This is a genomic window from Rhizobium sp. NLR16a (assembly GCF_017948245.1).
In the GTDB taxonomy this organism is placed as follows: domain Bacteria; phylum Pseudomonadota; class Alphaproteobacteria; order Rhizobiales; family Rhizobiaceae; genus Rhizobium.
Window position 1 is genome coordinate 88,751 of the sequence record NZ_CP072865.1, and the last position, 15,860, is coordinate 104,610.

The 15,860-nt window shown below is 61.3% G+C and carries 12 protein-coding genes; 6 read left to right on the plus strand and 6 right to left on the minus strand.

Annotation, left to right across the window (positions count from 1 at the left end; genetic code table 11):
• Positions 1 to 37: 37 nt before the first annotated feature.
• The 5 genes from lysS to J7U39_RS00445 all read right to left on the minus strand — a co-directional run bounded on the left by lysS (position 38) and on the right by J7U39_RS00445 (position 5,742).
• Positions 38 to 1,534, minus strand: coding sequence for a lysine--tRNA ligase (gene lysS, locus J7U39_RS00425; RefSeq protein ID WP_210629772.1), 1,497 nt, complete (start codon positions 1,532 to 1,534; stop codon positions 38 to 40).
• A 22-nt stretch (positions 1,535 to 1,556) separates the two neighbouring features.
• Positions 1,557 to 3,023 carry a glutamate--tRNA ligase gene (gltX, locus tag J7U39_RS00430; protein ID WP_210629773.1) on the minus strand — a complete coding sequence of 489 codons (1,467 nt, stop codon included), beginning with the start codon at positions 3,021 to 3,023 and terminating at the stop codon, positions 1,557 to 1,559.
• 242 nt (positions 3,024 to 3,265) lie between these two features.
• Positions 3,266 to 4,015, minus strand: coding sequence for a TerC family protein (locus J7U39_RS00435; RefSeq protein WP_210629774.1), 750 nt, complete (start codon positions 4,013 to 4,015; stop codon positions 3,266 to 3,268).
• Between the two features lie 99 nt (positions 4,016 to 4,114).
• Positions 4,115 to 4,954, minus strand: coding sequence for an AraC family transcriptional regulator (locus tag J7U39_RS00440; RefSeq protein ID WP_210629775.1), 840 nt, complete (start codon positions 4,952 to 4,954; stop codon positions 4,115 to 4,117).
• Positions 4,955 to 5,061: 107 nt separating this feature from the next.
• On the minus strand, positions 5,062 to 5,742 hold the full coding sequence (locus J7U39_RS00445; protein WP_210629776.1) for a TetR/AcrR family transcriptional regulator: 681 nt from the start codon (positions 5,740 to 5,742) through the stop codon (positions 5,062 to 5,064).
• A 152-nt stretch (positions 5,743 to 5,894) separates the two neighbouring features.
• On the opposite strand from J7U39_RS00445, the gene J7U39_RS00450 reads away from it, so the two are divergent.
• From J7U39_RS00450 to xylA, 5 genes are all read left to right on the plus strand, one after another.
• A complete protein-coding gene (locus J7U39_RS00450; protein WP_210629777.1) occupies positions 5,895 to 7,103 on the plus strand; it encodes an HlyD family secretion protein in 1,209 nt (402 codons plus the stop codon).
• Between the two features lie 44 nt (positions 7,104 to 7,147).
• On the plus strand, positions 7,148 to 8,749 hold the full coding sequence (locus J7U39_RS00455; protein WP_210629778.1) for a DHA2 family efflux MFS transporter permease subunit: 1,602 nt from the start codon (positions 7,148 to 7,150) through the stop codon (positions 8,747 to 8,749).
• A 201-nt stretch (positions 8,750 to 8,950) separates the two neighbouring features.
• Positions 8,951 to 9,973 (plus strand): LacI family DNA-binding transcriptional regulator, encoded by a 1,023-nt coding sequence (locus J7U39_RS00460; RefSeq protein ID WP_210629779.1) that lies wholly within the window; start codon positions 8,951 to 8,953, stop codon positions 9,971 to 9,973.
• 20 nt (positions 9,974 to 9,993) lie between these two features.
• Positions 9,994 to 11,448: a xylulokinase gene (gene xylB, locus J7U39_RS00465; protein WP_210629780.1), complete on the plus strand. Its 1,455-nt coding sequence runs from the start codon at positions 9,994 to 9,996 to the stop codon at positions 11,446 to 11,448.
• Between the two features lie 202 nt (positions 11,449 to 11,650).
• Positions 11,651 to 12,961: a xylose isomerase gene (gene xylA, locus J7U39_RS00470; protein ID WP_210629781.1), complete on the plus strand. Its 1,311-nt coding sequence runs from the start codon at positions 11,651 to 11,653 to the stop codon at positions 12,959 to 12,961.
• A 61-nt stretch (positions 12,962 to 13,022) separates the two neighbouring features.
• Here xylA and J7U39_RS00475 read toward each other — a convergent pair whose 3' ends face one another.
• The gene (locus J7U39_RS00475) at positions 13,023 to 14,054 is read right to left on the minus strand and encodes a LacI family DNA-binding transcriptional regulator (protein ID WP_097597195.1); all 1,032 of its coding nucleotides are present in this window, start codon (positions 14,052 to 14,054) and stop codon (positions 13,023 to 13,025) included.
• A 256-nt stretch (positions 14,055 to 14,310) separates the two neighbouring features.
• Between J7U39_RS00475 and J7U39_RS00480 the strand changes: the two genes are divergently transcribed.
• Positions 14,311 to 15,837 carry a sugar ABC transporter ATP-binding protein gene (locus J7U39_RS00480; protein ID WP_210629782.1) on the plus strand — a complete coding sequence of 509 codons (1,527 nt, stop codon included), beginning with the start codon at positions 14,311 to 14,313 and terminating at the stop codon, positions 15,835 to 15,837.
• Positions 15,838 to 15,860 lie beyond the last annotated feature (23 nt).

A 15,860-nucleotide genomic window follows, 5' to 3' on the forward strand; every position in this document is an offset into this window, starting at 1 on the left:
CCGGCACCCCGCTTTGCATTTTCCGATTCTTTTCCTGTCAGTCGGCCTTGTTGCGGCGGGCCGGGAAGAGAATGACGTCGCGGATCGACGGAGCGTTGGTCAGAAGCATGATCAGCCGGTCGACGCCGATGCCGAGGCCGCCGGCAGGTGGCATGCCCTGGTCGATCGCGTCGAGGAATTCGTCGTCCAGCTGTTTTTCCTTCTCGCCGCGAGCGAGCGCCTGTTCCAGTTGCTCGACCATGCGGCGGCGCTGCTCTTCGGGATCGTTGAGCTCGGAGAAGGCGTTGCCGAGTTCCCAGGCGTTGCAATAGGTCTCGAAGCGTTCGACAAGCCGCGGCTCGCCCGGCACTTCCTTGGCGAAAGGCGAGATGTCCTTTGGGAAATGCGTGACGTGAGCCGGCTGAATCAGTGTCGCTTCCACCTTTTCCTCGAAGATGAAGGCGAGGCATTCGCCCCAGGTCCAGTCCTTCTCGACCGCAAAGCCGGCAGCCTTGGCGGCGGCGCGGGCTTCCTCATCGGTCTTGATGGCGAGGAAATCGATGCCGGTCGCTTTCTTGACGGCATCCGGCATCGGCACGCGCTTGAACGGTCCCTTGAAGGAGAGGCGCTTGTCGACGAAGTCGAATTCCGTGGTGCCGTGGATCGAGAGCGCCAGGGTCTCGAACAGCCGCTCGACGAGATCCATCATGTCCTCGTAATCGGCATAGGCCCAATAACACTCCATCATGGTGAATTCGGGATTGTGCCGAGTGGAAACGCCTTCGTTGCGGAAGTTGCGGTTGATCTCGAAGACCTTGTCGGTGAGGCCTGAAACCAGAGTGCGCTTCAGAAACAATTCCGGCGCGATGCGCAGGTACATGTCGAGCTTCAGCGTGTTGTGATGCGTCTTGAACGGCTCGGCGGTGGCGCCGCCATAGACGGAATGCAGCATCGGCGTCTCGACTTCCATGAAGCCGTCATTTTCCATGAAACGGCGGATGCCGGAGACGATCTTCGAGCGCTGCTGGAAGCGCAGCTTCGAATCCTCATTGGTCATGATGTCGAGATGGCGCTTGCGATAGCGCAGCTCGATGTCGGAGAGGCCGTGCCACTTCTCGGGCATCGGCAGCAGCGACTTGGTCAGCATTTCGATCTTCTGGGCGTTGATCGTCAGTTCGCCGCGCTTGGTGCGGCGCACGATGCCGGTGACGCCGATGATGTCGCCGATGTCGATCATCGGCAGCAGGTCGCGGGCCTCTTCCGGCGTCGTGTCCTTGTGGCTGAAGATCTGGATCTTGCCGGAAGCGTCGCGGATATCCATGAACATGCCGGAGTTGCGCGAGGAATAGACGCGGCCGGCGACGGTGACGACATCCTGCGTCTCGACGTCCGGTTCCAGAGATTCATACTTGGCGCCAAGCTCGGCATTGGTCAGCGTCCGGTGGAAATGCGCCGGATAGACCTCGCCGATCTGCTCGCGCAGCAGCTTCAGCTTCTGGGCGCGCACTTCGGTCGCGTCGGAGGAGAGGGTGTTTTCGGTCTTGTTGTCAGCCACTGTCGAAATCCTCTGACTATTCTTACTTCGAGCCGACGAGGGCGGCGACCGCCTGGGCGGCGAGTTTGAGGCGCTGGCGCACGACGGAGCGGCCGAGGATGGCCATGGAATCGAAGAGCGGCAGGGAACGCGACGAGCCGGAGACGGCGACGAAGAGCGGCGAGACCACGACCTTCAGCTTCTTGCCCATGCGATCGGAGATGGCGCGCAATTCCGCTTCGATCGTCTCCACATTCCATTCCAGGATCTTTTCGAGATCCGGCTGAACGGTGTTGAGGATCTCGAGGATCTCCTCCGGCGGCGACTTGATCTTGGCGAAGTCGGACGGCTGCAGGCCGAGATCGGACTTCAGCAGGAAGCTGGCGAGATCGGGCAGCTCGCCGAGCTTGGAAATGCGGGTCTGCGACAGGCGCAGGCCAGCCTTCAGGCGGTCGTTCTCCATCGCCCAGGTCAGCACGCGCGCCTGGAATTCCTCTTCGGAGAGCTTCTCGCGGATCCAGCGGCCGTTCAGCCAGTCGAGCTTCTGGATGTCGAAGATCGCGCCGGCCTTGGAAAGGTTTTCGGGGTCGAACTTCTCGGAGAGCTCATCCATCGTCAACAGCTCTTCACCTTCAGCGATCTGCATGAAGAACAGGCCGAGGAAGTTCATCAGCGCCTCGGGGATATAGCCGAGCGCGGAGTAATAGGAGATCGAGGTCGGGTTCTTGCGCTTCGACAGCTTCGACTTGTCGGCATTGCGCATCAGCGACAGATGCATGAAGACCGGCTGCTCCCAGCCGAAATAGCGATAGAGCAGGATGTGCTTCGGCACCGAAGCCAGCCATTCCTCGCCACGCGCCACATGGGTGATCTTCATCAGATGGTCGTCGATGACGTTGGCCATGTGATAGGTCGGCATGCCGTCGGCCTTGATCAGGACCTGCATGTCGACGGAATCCCACGGAATGGACACGTCGCCATAGACGCCGTCGGTAAAGTCGCAGGAACCCTCCGCCGGGATCTTCATGCGGATGACCGCGGCTTCGCCCGCCGCCATGCGTGACGTCACCTCTTCCGCCGTCAGATTGAGGCAGTGGCCATCATATTTCGGCGGCTTTCCGGCGGCGCGCTGCGCCTCGCGCATCTGCTCCAGCCGCGCGGGCGTGCAGAAACAGCGGAAGGCATGGCCATTGTCCAGCAATTCCTGTGCATAGGGCTGATACATCGGCTTGCGGTCGGACTGGCGATAGGGGCCGTAGGGGCCGCCGATATCGGGGCCTTCCTTCCAGTCCAGCCCGCACCATTTCAGCGCGTCGAGCACCTTCGTCTCGAATTCCGGGGTCGAGCGCGTCGCATCGGTATCTTCGATGCGCAGGATGAACTCGCCACCGTGCTTCTTGGCGAAGAGGTAGTTGAAGAGAGCGATGTAAGCGGTGCCGACATGCGGCTCGCCGGTCGGCGAGGGAGCGATGCGGACGCGGACGCCGGAAGCTGTCCCGGAATTTGTCATTGTATGTGCCCGTCAATGAAGCCGGACTGCTTTCACGGGAAAGCAAGGTTCGGCCGGAAGGATGCAGATATCTTCATCGGCAAACCGGCCGATAAAGGGCATTCGCCCGCACCATTCGCCGATCGTCCGTTCGGCTGGCCTTAGGCCATATTCAACCGGGCGCGTCAAGAAAAACCGCGTCCGCAACGGCTTGCCGGCGCTGAGAGAGTGCACCGGTTGCGGCGCGCTCTCCCGTATCAGCCTCAATGCGCGCCTTCGCGTTTCCGCTTGCGGGCGTTGCGTGCGAACATGTTCAGCACCTCGACCAGTGCGGAGAAGGCCATGGCGGCGTAGACGTAACCCTTCGGCACATGGAAACCCATGCCTTCGGCGATCAGCGTCGTACCGATCATCAGCAGGAAGGCGAGCGCCAGCATGACGATCGTTGGATTCTTCTCGATGAAGTTGGCGAGCGGGGTCGCGGCAACCAGCATGACGGTGACGGCGGCGATGACGGCGATCACCATGATCGGCAGATGCGGCGTCATGCCGACGGCGGTGATGATGCTATCGACGGAGAAGACCAGGTCAAGCAGCAGGATCTGGCCGATGGCCGATGCAAAACCCGTGGTGGCGGACTTCGCGATGAAATCCTCCTGATGATCCACCGGGTCGACCGTGTGGTGAATTTCCTTGGTGGCTTTCCAGACGAGGAACAGGCCGCCGGCGATCAGGATCAGATCCTTCCAGGAGAAGCCGTGCCCGAAGGCCGTAAACAGCGGTTCGGTCAGCTGTACGATCCAGGCTACGGTGCCGAGCAGCGCCAGGCGCATGACCAGGGCAAGGCCGATGCCGATCCGGCGGGCTTTCTCGCGATGCTCGGACGGCAGTTTGTTGGTGAGAATGGAAATGAAGATCAGGTTGTCGATACCGAGAACGACTTCCATCACCACCAGTGTGATGAGCGCCACCCAGGCGGCCGGGTCCTGAATGAGCGTCATGATTTCCTGCATTAGCTTATATCCCCTTGCGTCACCGATGACGCCCGCAATGTAGTGTCCGCGGCCTGCTGCACAAGCGCCGCAAGGGGATATACGAAATCGATGTGACTTTTATTCCCTGACAGGTAGCCAGATTTCAGTGACGCCCATCCCGGTATAGGGATCGAAGCGTTCGTCGTAACGTTCGAACATGTCGGGCGTCTCGCCGTGTTCCAGGCCAGACGTTGGCCACCATACGCCGAAAATTCGGTTCATGGTCGAGGAAATGCCGGAGACATGGCCGCGATGGGTGAAGACAGCGTAGCGTTGGCCCGGAAGCCTGAGCGTCGTAAAATCCGGCGGAAGGTCGCTGGCATCGGAGATCTCGACGCCGGCCATATAGCGATACTTCTCCGCTTCGCCATCGATATGGGTGCAGACGCCGTAGGCGACATTGCCTTTTTGGCCTGCAACATGACCGAAATGGGCGTTGAATTTCTGCCAGAGAGAGGGGATGGCGGCGTTACCGCCATAGGGATAGGTCTCCTGCAGGCCGGCAAGGAGCATCGGTTGACGCTTTTCGAAGCGGGGCGGTTCGAGGGCGTTGAGGTGGGCGGGGTCCATTCTGATCGGCTCCAGCAAGACAAGATTGCGGGCGTGCCCCTGTCTGCGCACCGCATCCGGCGTCATGCCGAACTGGTCGCGGAAGGCACGGGTGAAAGCCTCGTGCGAGCCGTAGCCCGCGCAAAGCGCAACCTCGAGAATGGTGGATGAGCCGCCGACCAGCGCGGGCACGGCGCGGCTGAGGCGCCGCCCCCTGATATAGCTGCTGATCGAGTGGCCGGTGACGAGCCCGAAGACGCGTGACAGATGATAGCGTGACAATCCGGCGGCTTCCGATATCTCTTCCAGCGATATATCGCTCTCGAAATGGCTCTCTATAAACCAGATCGCCCTTGCGACGGCGCTCATCCTCGCTCCCTTGGTTGCGGCTTCTTCCTTAGAGAAAAGCCGGCAGCCGGGTTTGATCGTTCTTGCGGAGTTTTGGCCGAAGGAGAGCGGCAGTCAACGGTGCGGGGTTAGGCAGTCTCGTGCCGGCGCACGCCGTAGGCTGCCATGAAGACCTTGATCGCACCGCGGATGACGCGGTCGATTTCCTCACGAGTCGGCGGTTCTTCCATGCTGCCGAACAGACGGAGCTTGAAGAAGCTGCCGCTGGCAAGATCGAGAAACTGGCCCGCGGCCAGATCGATGTCGTCGATCTCGAGCCGGCCTTCGGCGACATGCTGTTCCAAAAAGTCGCGCATGATGGTGCGCAGGTTTACCGGTCCTTTGAAGAAGCGTTGACAGAGCTCGGGCATGCGGTCGCGAACGCCGAGAACAGTGCGCATCGCGCTGATGACCTTTTCATCGGTCATGTGGGTGACGAAGCTTATCCCGAACTCGTACAGGCCGGCTTCGGGGTCGTCATGCTCGGCAAGCGCCGTGCGCACGGCCGCCACGAAAGCGGCGCGCTCGGTCTCGATCATCGCCGAAAACAGTTCTTCCTTATTGGTGAAATAGACGTAGAGCGTTCCCTTGGAGACTCCGGCCTCGCGCGTCACGTCGTTCATGCTGGCGGCGTCGAAGCCCATTTTCATGAACACGCGCTTGGCGCCGGCAAGAATTTGCTGGCGCTTGGCCGGATCTTCGCCCGCAGCAAATCGGCCTCCGGCAGCGGGAGGGCTGAATACGGCGGCGTGGTCGGGTTTTAACGTCATGTCTCCTTAACCGTGTTTACGGTTTCGCATTTTCCTTAAAAGAAATCGAACCGATTGGTTCTATACATCTTGATATGACGATAAAACAGGTTTATGTCAACTGAACCGAACCGTTCAGTTCGATTATTACTCCAAAGATCGGTAAAGTGGCCATGTCGAGCAACCAGAAAAGCAACGTCGCGCGTATCGTCAGCGAAAACGCCGAGCCCGAAGAGGCAAAGGTCGCGGTGGTTGCAGAGGCTCCGACGGCGGAAGCCCTGGAAAAGCCGGCTGCTCCCGCGCAATCGGCGCCGGCCGAGGCCCCGGTTGCTGCTTCGGCAAAGAAGCGCCGCAGCCCGGTGCTGCCGATCGTCGTGCTTGCCCTGCTTGCGGGCGGCGGCTGGTATGGATACGAATGGTGGATGAACGGCCGGTTCATGGTGTCGACCGACGACGCCTATATCGAAGGCGATATCGCGACCATCTCGCCGAAGGTTACCGGCTATGTCGCGAAGGTGAATGTTGTCGCCAACCAGGAAGTCAAGGCAGGCGACGTTCTCGCTACCCTTGATAACGGCGACTACCAAAATGCCCTCGATCAGGCGAATGCCCAGATCGCGACCGAGCAGCTTTCGCTGAGCCGTATTGATGCGCAGATTGAAGGCGCCAAGGCGAGCCTCGTGCAGGCTCAGGCCCAGAAGACTGCCCTCGAAGCGACGGTTCGCGGCGCGGAAATCAAGCAGAAGCGCCAGAGCGACCTGCAGGCGAAGTCGGTCGGCACCACCGCGGATCTCGATGATGCTAATACGGCCCTCGATCAGGCCAAGGCCAATCTTGCCGGCGGCGACGCCAATATCGTGGCGGCACAGGCCAATATCGCCATCCTCGAAGCCCAACGCAGGGAAGCCGAAGGTTCCGTCCGCACGCTGGAAATCCAGCGCGACAAGGCCGCCCGCGACCTCTCCTTCACTGTGCTCAAGGCGCCCTATGACGGCATCGTCGGCAATCGTTCCATCCAGGAAGGCGATCTGGTCTCGCCCGGCCAGCGCCTGATGGCGCTCGTTCCGGTGCGCCAGCTTTATATCGACGCCAATTTCAAGGAAACGCAGATCCAGCATCTCGTTCCAGGCTCGAAGGTCAACGTCCATGTTGATGCCTATGACGACCATCCGATCGTCGGTACCGTCGAATCGATCTCGCCGGCCTCCGGTTCGGTCTTTTCGCTGCTGCCACCGGAAAACGCCACGGGCAACTTCACCAAGGTAATTCAGCGTGTGCCGGTGCGCATTGCGCTGCCGCAGGATGCGCTCGACAGCGGGCGTTTGCGCGCGGGCCTCAGCGTCGTCGTCGACGTCGATACCCGCACGGCACCGAACAAGTAAACCTTCGGAGCAATTCCAGCAAAAGGAAAGGCGGAGGTGGTCCGATGGCCGGGAGCGCGACAGCAACAGCGGGAACGATGCCGGCGGTGCCTGCCCACGCCGGAGATCGCATGGATCCGAGGAAGCTCATCGCCTTCTTCGCGATGGTGCTCGGCATGTTCATGTCGATCCTCGACATTCAGATCGTCTCTGCTTCGCTTGCCGAAATTCAGGCCGGCCTGTCGGCCGGTTCCGACGAAATCGGCTGGGTGCAGACGGCCTATCTGATCGCGGAAGTGATCATGATCCCGCTTTCGGGAACGCTGGCGCGCATCATCTCGACGCGCTACCTCTTCGCGATCTCGGCCGCCGGCTTCACCATGGCGAGTGCGCTTGCGGCGACGGCGACGAATATCGACCAGATGATCGTCTACCGCGCCATCCAGGGCTTCATCGGCGGCGGCATGATCCCGTCGGTTTTCGCGGCCGCCTTCACCATCTTTCCGCCGTCGAAGCGCAGCATCGTCTCGCCGATCATCGGCCTGATCGCGACGCTGGCGCCGACCATCGGCCCGACCGTCGGCGGCTATCTCAGCCACGCCTTCTCCTGGCACTGGTTGTTCCTCGTCAATATCGTTCCGGGCATCATCGTCACGCTGGTTACCTGGAACTTCATCGACTTCGACAAGCCGGAACTGTCGCTCTTCAAGAAGTTCGACTGGTGGGGGCTGATCTCGATGGGCGTCTTCCTCGGCGCGCTGGAATATGTGCTCGAAGAGGGCAACTCGAACGATTGGTTCAACGACAATTCCATTGCGCTGGCTGCCGTCGCTTCCGGCGTCGCGGCCATCGTCTTCTTCTATCGCGCCTTCACGGTGGAGTTTCCCGTAGTCGATCTCAAGGCCTTTGCGAACAGGAATTTCTCCTTCGGCTCGGTGTTTTCCTTCGTCATGGGCATCGGCCTTTACGGCCTTACCTATATCTACCCGGTCTATCTCGGGCGTATCCGCGGCTATGATTCGCTGATGATCGGCGAGACGATGTTCGTCTCTGGCCTTGCGATGTTCTTCACCGCGCCGATCGCCGGGCGGCTGTCGACCAAGATGGACCTGCGCCTGATGATGGTGATCGGTTTCATCAGCTTCGCCGCCGGCACATACATCATGATCCACCTGACGGCGGATTGGGATTTCTATGAACTGTTCATTCCGCAGATCCTGCGCGGGTTCGGCCTGATGATGTGCATGGTGCCGATCAACAACATCGCGCTCGGCACGATGCCGCCGTCGCGCATCCGCGGCGCGTCCGGCCTATTCAACCTGACTAGAAACCTCGGCGGCGCCGTTGGTCTCGCGGTCATCAATACCGTGCTCACCAGCCGGCAGGATGTGCACTACGAGCGGCTGCGGGAGAATATGGACTGGGGCAATCCGGCGGCGATCGATCAGATGAACAACATGACTGCCAATTTCAGCAGTTACGGCATGGACGGCACTTCAGTCGCGATCAAGCAGATGGTCGGCCTCGCCACCAAGCAGGCGGTCATCCTTTCCTTCAGCGATGTGTTCCTCATCCTGACTGCGCTGTTCGTTGCGATGATCCTCGGTGTCGCCATGATCAAGAAACCCGCGCCGCAAGGCGGCGGAGGAGGTGGCGGCGGCCACTGACCTCCGGCCCCGTCCCTTGAAAAGGCCCTCTTCGGAGGGCCTTTTTGTTGCGGTTTTCAGGCCTCTGTGTCATCAGGGGGGCGCTGATCGAATCGATGCCAACGGGCGGTAATGCCGGTAAAATAATGCGGAAATCGCGCCGCTGGATTTTTTGATTTACGTACATCAAATTTGGCGCTAATGGTCTCGTCAGGAGGAATGATGAGGCCAACTGTTCACGATATCGCCGCTGCGGCGGGCGTCAGTCTCGCGACTGTCGACCGGGTGCTCAACCAGCGTCCTGGTGTGCGCCATGTCACGCGGGAGAAGGTCGAGACGGCAATCCGCGAACTCGGTTATGTCAGGGACGTCGCCGCCGCCAATCTCGCCAAGGGTCGCACCTATCCGCTGGTCTTCATCCTGCCGGCCAGCGACAATTCCTTCATGCACGGGCTCAATGCCGAAATCCGGCAGGCGATCCTTCGCTCGCCGGCCGAACGCACCGATATTCGCACCATCGAGGTGCCTGCCTTCGATCCGGCCGCTCTTGTCGCCGTGCTTGACGGGCTTTCCCGCGAAAAACCTTGCGGCATCGCAATGGTTGCGACCGATGCGCCTGAAGTGCATGCCGTCGTCGACAGGCTGGTGCATGCGGGCTTTCCCATCGTCACGCTGGTGTCCGATCTTACCGGATCGCTGCGCCATCACTACGCCGGCGTCGACAATATCGCGGCAGGCCGCACGGCGGCCCGCCTGCTCGGCCGATTCCTCGGGCCGCGAAAGGGCGAGATCGCCGTGCTCGCCGGCTCCATGCTGGTGCGCGACCATCGCGAGCGGCTGGAAGGATTCACCTCGGTCGTGGCGGAGGAGTTTCCCAATCTTGCGATCCTTCCGGTTCTGGAAGGGCGTGACGATCCTGAGATCGCCCATATGCTCGTCGCCGAGGCACTTGGGAATGCCGACATTATCGGCGTCTATAGTCTCGGGGCAGGCAATCGCGGCCTTATCCGGGCGCTGAAGGAGAAGGCCGTCGATCGGACGCTGACGGTCATTGCCCACGAGCTGACCGCCCACACGCGGACGGCGCTCATCGACAACACGATTGATGCGATCCTCAATCAGAATGCCGGTCATGAGGTGCGCAGCGCCATTCGCGTGCTGAAGGCCAAGGCGGACGGGCTCGCCGTCATCGAAGCGCAGGAGCGTATCCGCCTCGACATATTCCTGAAGGACAATCTGCCGTAACGGCAAAGGGAGAATGCCACATGTATCTCGGTCTCGATCTCGGAACCTCCGGCGTCAAGGCGATGCTGATCGACGGCGACCAGAAGATCGTCGGTTCGGCCAACGGTGCGCTCGACGTCTCGCGCCCGCATTCCGGCTGGTCGGAACAGGAACCGGCTCACTGGGTGCGCGCGACCGAGGAGGCCGTGGCCGGCCTCAAGGCGAAACATCCAAAGGAGTTCGCCGCAGTCACGGGCATCGGCCTTTCGGGCCAGATGCACGGCGCCACGCTGATCGACGCGAGCGACAAGGTATTGCGGCCCTGCATTCTCTGGAACGATACACGCAGTCACGTCGAAGCCGCCGCACTCGACGCCGACCCGCGTTTCCGGGCGCTGACCGGCAATATCGTGTTTCCCGGCTTTACGGCGCCCAAGCTCGCCTGGATCAGGAAGCATGAGCCTGAGACTTTCGCGAAGGTCGCCAAGGTATTGTTGCCGAAGGATTATCTGCGTCTCTGGCTGACCGGCGAATATATCTCCGAAATGTCGGATTCGGCAGGCACCTCCTGGCTCGATACTGGCAAGCGCGGCTGGTCGTCGGAACTGCTTGCCGCCACCGGCCTTTCGAGGGAGCAGATGCCGGCGCTTGTCGAAGGGACCGATCAGGCCGGCAGACTGCGGTCCGAACTCGCGGCCCAGTGGGGCATATCAGGCTCGGTCGTCGTTGCCGGCGGCGCGGGCGACAATGCAGCCTCGGCCTGCGGCATGGGCACGGTCAGCGATGGCGCGGCCTTCGTCTCACTCGGCACCTCGGGCGTGCTTTTTGCCGCCAACGGCTCCTATCTGCCGAAGCCGGAAAGCGCCGTGCATGCCTTCTGCCATGCGCTGCCCAACACCTGGCATCAGATGGGCGTCATCCTCTCGGCCACCGATGCGCTCAACTGGCATTCCGGTGTGACCGGCAAATCGGCCGCTGATCTCACAGGCGAACTCGGCGAGACACTGAAGGCGCCGAGCGGCGTCACCTTCCTGCCCTATCTCTCCGGTGAGCGTACGCCACACAATGATGCCGTCATCCGCGGGGCCTTTATCGGGCTCGGGCATGAAAGCAGCCGCGCGGCGCTGACCCAGGCCGTGCTCGAAGGCGTGGCTTTCGCCATTCGCGACAATCTCGAAGCGCTGCGTTCGGCCGGCACCGGCATCTCCCGCGTGACGGCAATCGGCGGCGGTTCGCGCTCGCAATATTGGCTGGCGTCGATCGCGACGGCGCTCGGCGTTCCGGTCGATCTACCGGCCGACGGCGATTTCGGCGCAGCTTTCGGTGCGGCCCGTCTCGGCCTAATCGCGGCGACGGGTGCGGATCCGATCGCCGTCTGCACGCCGCCGATGACGGCAGGCACGATCGAACCGGTCGCGGCGCTTAAGGGCGCTTACGAGGACGCTTACAAGCGCTATCGGGCGCTCTATCCGGCGATCAAGTCGCTGGCGCATTGAGAACTCGAGCCGGCGGCCCCCTCACCCTACCCTCTCCCCGGGGGAGAGGGGGAGTTCGCAGCAATGGCTTTGAAAGAGCTGCAACGTAGCGGCAAGTCCCTTCTGCCCTCGGGGAGAAGGTGCCGGTAGGCGGATGAGGGGCTGCCTCCGCAGACAAGAATTCAGAACTGCCAAGAGATACGAACCCAAAGGAGACCCCAATATGAGCACCGGATTTTTCGGCGATATCCAGAAGATCAAATATGAAGGCCCTGACAGCACCAATCCGCTGGCCTTCCGCTATTACCAGCCGGACGAGATTGTTCTCGGCAAGCGCATGGAAGACCATCTGCGTTTTGCGGTGGCCTATTGGCACACCTTCACCTGGCCCGGCGGCGACCCCTTCGGCGGCCAGACCTTCCTGCGTCCCTGGTTCGAAGACACGATGAAGGCCGCCAAGCTCAAGGCCGACGTCGCTTTCGAATTCTTCTCGCTGCTCGGTGCGCCCTATTACTGCTTCCACGACGCCGACGTGCGCCCTGAAGGCAAGAACTTTGCCGAGAACACCAAGAACCTCAACGAGATCGTCGATTATTTCGCCGAGAAGCAGGCAGCCACCGGCACCAAGCTGCTCTGGGGCACAGCGAACCTCTTCTCCAACCGCCGCTACATGTCGGGTGCGGCGACCAACCCCGATCCGGACGTCTTTGCTTTCGCAGCTGCGACGGTCAAGACCTGCATCGACGCTACGCAGAAGCTCGGCGGCGAGAACTACGTGCTCTGGGGCGGCCGCGAAGGTTACGAGACGCTGCTCAACACCGATCTCAAGCGCGAGCTCGACCAGCTCGGCCGCTTCCTCAACCTCGTCGTCGAATACAAGCACAAGATCGGCTTCAAGGGCACGATCCTGATCGAGCCGAAGCCGCAGGAGCCGACCAAGCACCAGTATGATTACGACGTTGCGACTGTCTACGGATTCCTCAAGAAGCACGGTCTCGAAAACGAAGTGAAGGTCAATATCGAGCAGGGCCATGCGATCCTTGCCGGCCACTCATTCGAGCACGAGCTGGCGCTTGCCAATGCGCTTGGCATCTTCGGCTCGATCGACATGAACCGCAACGACTACCAGTCCGGCTGGGACACCGACCAGTTCCCGAACAACGTTCCGGAAATGGCGCTCGCCTATTACCACGTTCTGGCGGGCGGCGGCTTCAAGACCGGCGGCACCAACTTTGATGCGAAGCTGCGCCGCCAGTCGCTCGATCCGGCAGACCTCTTGATCGGTCATATCGGCGGCATGGATTGCTGCGCCCGCGGCCTGAAGGCGGCTGCCAAGATGATCGAGGACAAGGCTCTGTCGCAGCCGCTTGCCGACCGTTATGCCGGTTGGGAAACGGCCGAGGCGCAGAAGCTCTTCCGCGGCGAGTATTCGCTCGATGAGATCACGAACTGGGTCGAGAGCAAGGACGTCAACCCGCAGCCGAAATCCGGCAAGCAGGAACTGCTCGAAAACGTCGTCAACCGTTACGTCTGATGACAGGCGCCGGCGGCCATCGGTCGCCGGCGCATTTGTTAGCCGGCTATGCCATCTCCGTTCAGCGCTTCAACCAGTTGCGCGACGGCGCTGAGACGGAGTTTCGCACCACCAGATCCGGCCTAAGCAGGATTTCCGTCTCGGCTGGCTGTCCGTCGGACAGGAGCTCCAGCAGCAGCGCCATCGCCTGTTTCCCGATCGCCGTTCTCGGCTGACGGATCGTCGTCAGCGATGGGGATATGAAGACGGCCTGCGGCACATCGTCGAAGCCGGTCACCGAGAAATCCCGCGGAATATCATAGCCTCGCGCGCCGAGTCCGATCATGACGCCGATCGCCGTCTGGTCGTTCACGCACATAAAGGCGGTCGGAAGCGTGTCGCGCATGAAAAGCTGCTCGACCGCATGCCGTCCGCTTTCGATCGTGCCGTCGCCTTCGAGCACGATCCGCAAATCGGGCGGGACGCCGGCAGCGTCGAGACCGGCATCATAACCCATGCGGCGCCTGGTATAGGCGAGCCGAGTGCGGGAATCGCCGATGAAGGCGATCTTGCGATGGCCTTCGGCCAGCAGCAGATCCACGGCCTTTCGCGCGCCCTCGGTATCGTCAACGCCGACATAGGGAATGCCGCCGTTGAAGACCGGTTCGAAGACCCCGACACTCGGCGGTAGGCGCGCCGTCATGGTCTGGTGACCGAAGGGCAGGATGCCGGTGAAGAGGATGAGCCCAGCCGCCTGGTTGGAGTTGAAGAATTTCAGATATTCCAAGCCGCGCTGGGCATCGTTCTGGGTGTGGCCGATCAGGACGCCGTAGCCGTGGGCGCGAGCCTCGTTCTCCAGTCCGACGAGAATGTTGGAGAAATTGGGATCGCCGATGTCGGGCGCCACCACGAGGATCATGTTGGAGCGGCCGAGCCTCAGGCTGCGCGCCATGGCATTAGTCGTATAACCGGTGATGGCGATCGCCTGGTTGACCTTGAGCCGCGTCGAGTTGGCGACCTTCTCCGGCGTGTGGATCGCCCGGGAAACCGTCGCGATAGAGACCTCGGCGATCCGGGCGACGTCTTCGATTGTTGCGGGCGTGGAATTCGACACTGGGCTCTGCCTTAAGGCTGTCTTCGCCGCGACACTACACAGACTTGTCGAGAGGTCAAAGGTAAGCGTCAACTCATCTGTGTTAATCCACGATGTAAACCTTTACATGCTTTATGTAAAGGTTTACATAAGGCTCGAAGCGGTCGGGAGCCGCATGCGCGTGCCTGTTTGAGAGCCCAAGGCGGTTTTCACAAGGAAAATGTGCGCTAGTTCAAAGCGGAGCGTTGCCGGGTGCGGCGCTCTAGGGGAGGGCATAATGACCGTGGAGATCGCCGACACCGCACCCGTGGTGCTGTCCGCCAGGCGCATATGTAAATCCTTCAGCGGCGTGCAGGTCCTCTTCAGCGTCAACTTCGATCTCCGCGCCGGCGAAATCCATGCGCTCATGGGCGAAAACGGCGCCGGCAAATCCACCCTCGTCAAGGTGCTCTCGGGTTTCGAACAGCCGAGTTCCGGCGAAATCCTGCTCGACGGCAAGCCTTTGGTGCTGCCGGCGAATGGCGCTGCGGAAGCGCTCGGCATCGTCATCATTCATCAGGAATTCAACCTCGCCGACCATCTGACCGTGACCGAGAGCCTATTCCTCGGTCGCGAGGTTACGCGTCTCGGCGTGCTCGACCGTAGGTATATGCGGGCTGAAACGCGCAAGGTCCTCGACGTGCTCGGTTCGCATGTCGATGAGAATGCCTTGATCAGCACGCTTTCCATCGCCGACAAGCAAATGGTCGAGATTGCCAAGGCGATCAGTCGCGATGCCCGTGTCGTCTTTATGGACGAGCCAACCGCCGTGTTGTCGCGGGAAGAGACCAATATGCTGTTCAAGCAGGTCCGCAAGCTTCGCGACCAGGGCACGAGCTTCGTCTTCGTGTCCCATAAGCTCGACGAGGTGATGGAGCTGACCGACCGGGTGACGGTGCTGCGCGACGGCCAGTGGATCAAGACGTCGCCGACCGCCATTTTGGATGGCGAATCGATCGCGCAGCTGATGGTCGGCCGCGAGCTTTCCAGCCTCTATCCGGCCAAGGTCGAGCCCAATGTCGACGAGGAGATCGTCCTCAGCGTCTCTTCGGTGTCGACGGGATATGTCAGGGATGCGAGCTTCGAAGTGCGCAAGGGCGAGATCATCGGGTTTTCCGGCCTGATCGGCTCCGGCCGTACCGAGCTGATGGAGGCGATTGCGGGACTGCGGCCCCGCCTCGAGGGCGAGGTGGTCATCAAAGGGCAAACGGTTCCCTCCGGCGACGTGCACGCGGCCAATCGCTGCGGCCTCGCCTATATGACCAAAGACCGCAAGTCGAAGGGTCTGCTGCTGCGCTCCGGCATGGCGACCAATCTGACGCTGCAATCGCTCGGACGGCATTCGCGCCACGGCTATCTCAGCCCGAGCAGCGAGGCGGCCGCACTGGCGAAAGCCAAACGTCGTTTCGACATCAGGGTTCGCGACAGCGCTATCGTCGCGGGCCGCATGTCGGGCGGAAACCAGCAGAAGCTGCTGCTCGCCAAAGTCATGGAGACCGATCCCGACATCATCATCATCGACGAGCCGACGCGCGGCATCGATGTCGGCACCAAGCAGCAGATCTATCATTTCATTTCGGCGCTCGCCCGGGACGGCCGGTCGATCATCGTCGTTTCGTCGGAAATGCCTGAAGTCATCGGTCTCTGCACGAGAGTGGCCGTCATGCGCGAGGGGCGGATCGTCGGCGTGCTCGAGGGCGACGAGATTTCCGAGCAGGAGATCATGCGTTACGCCGCCGGGCTCAAAAAGAAGGTGGCTGCGTGAGGGCGGAGCAAGACTTCGCCGAC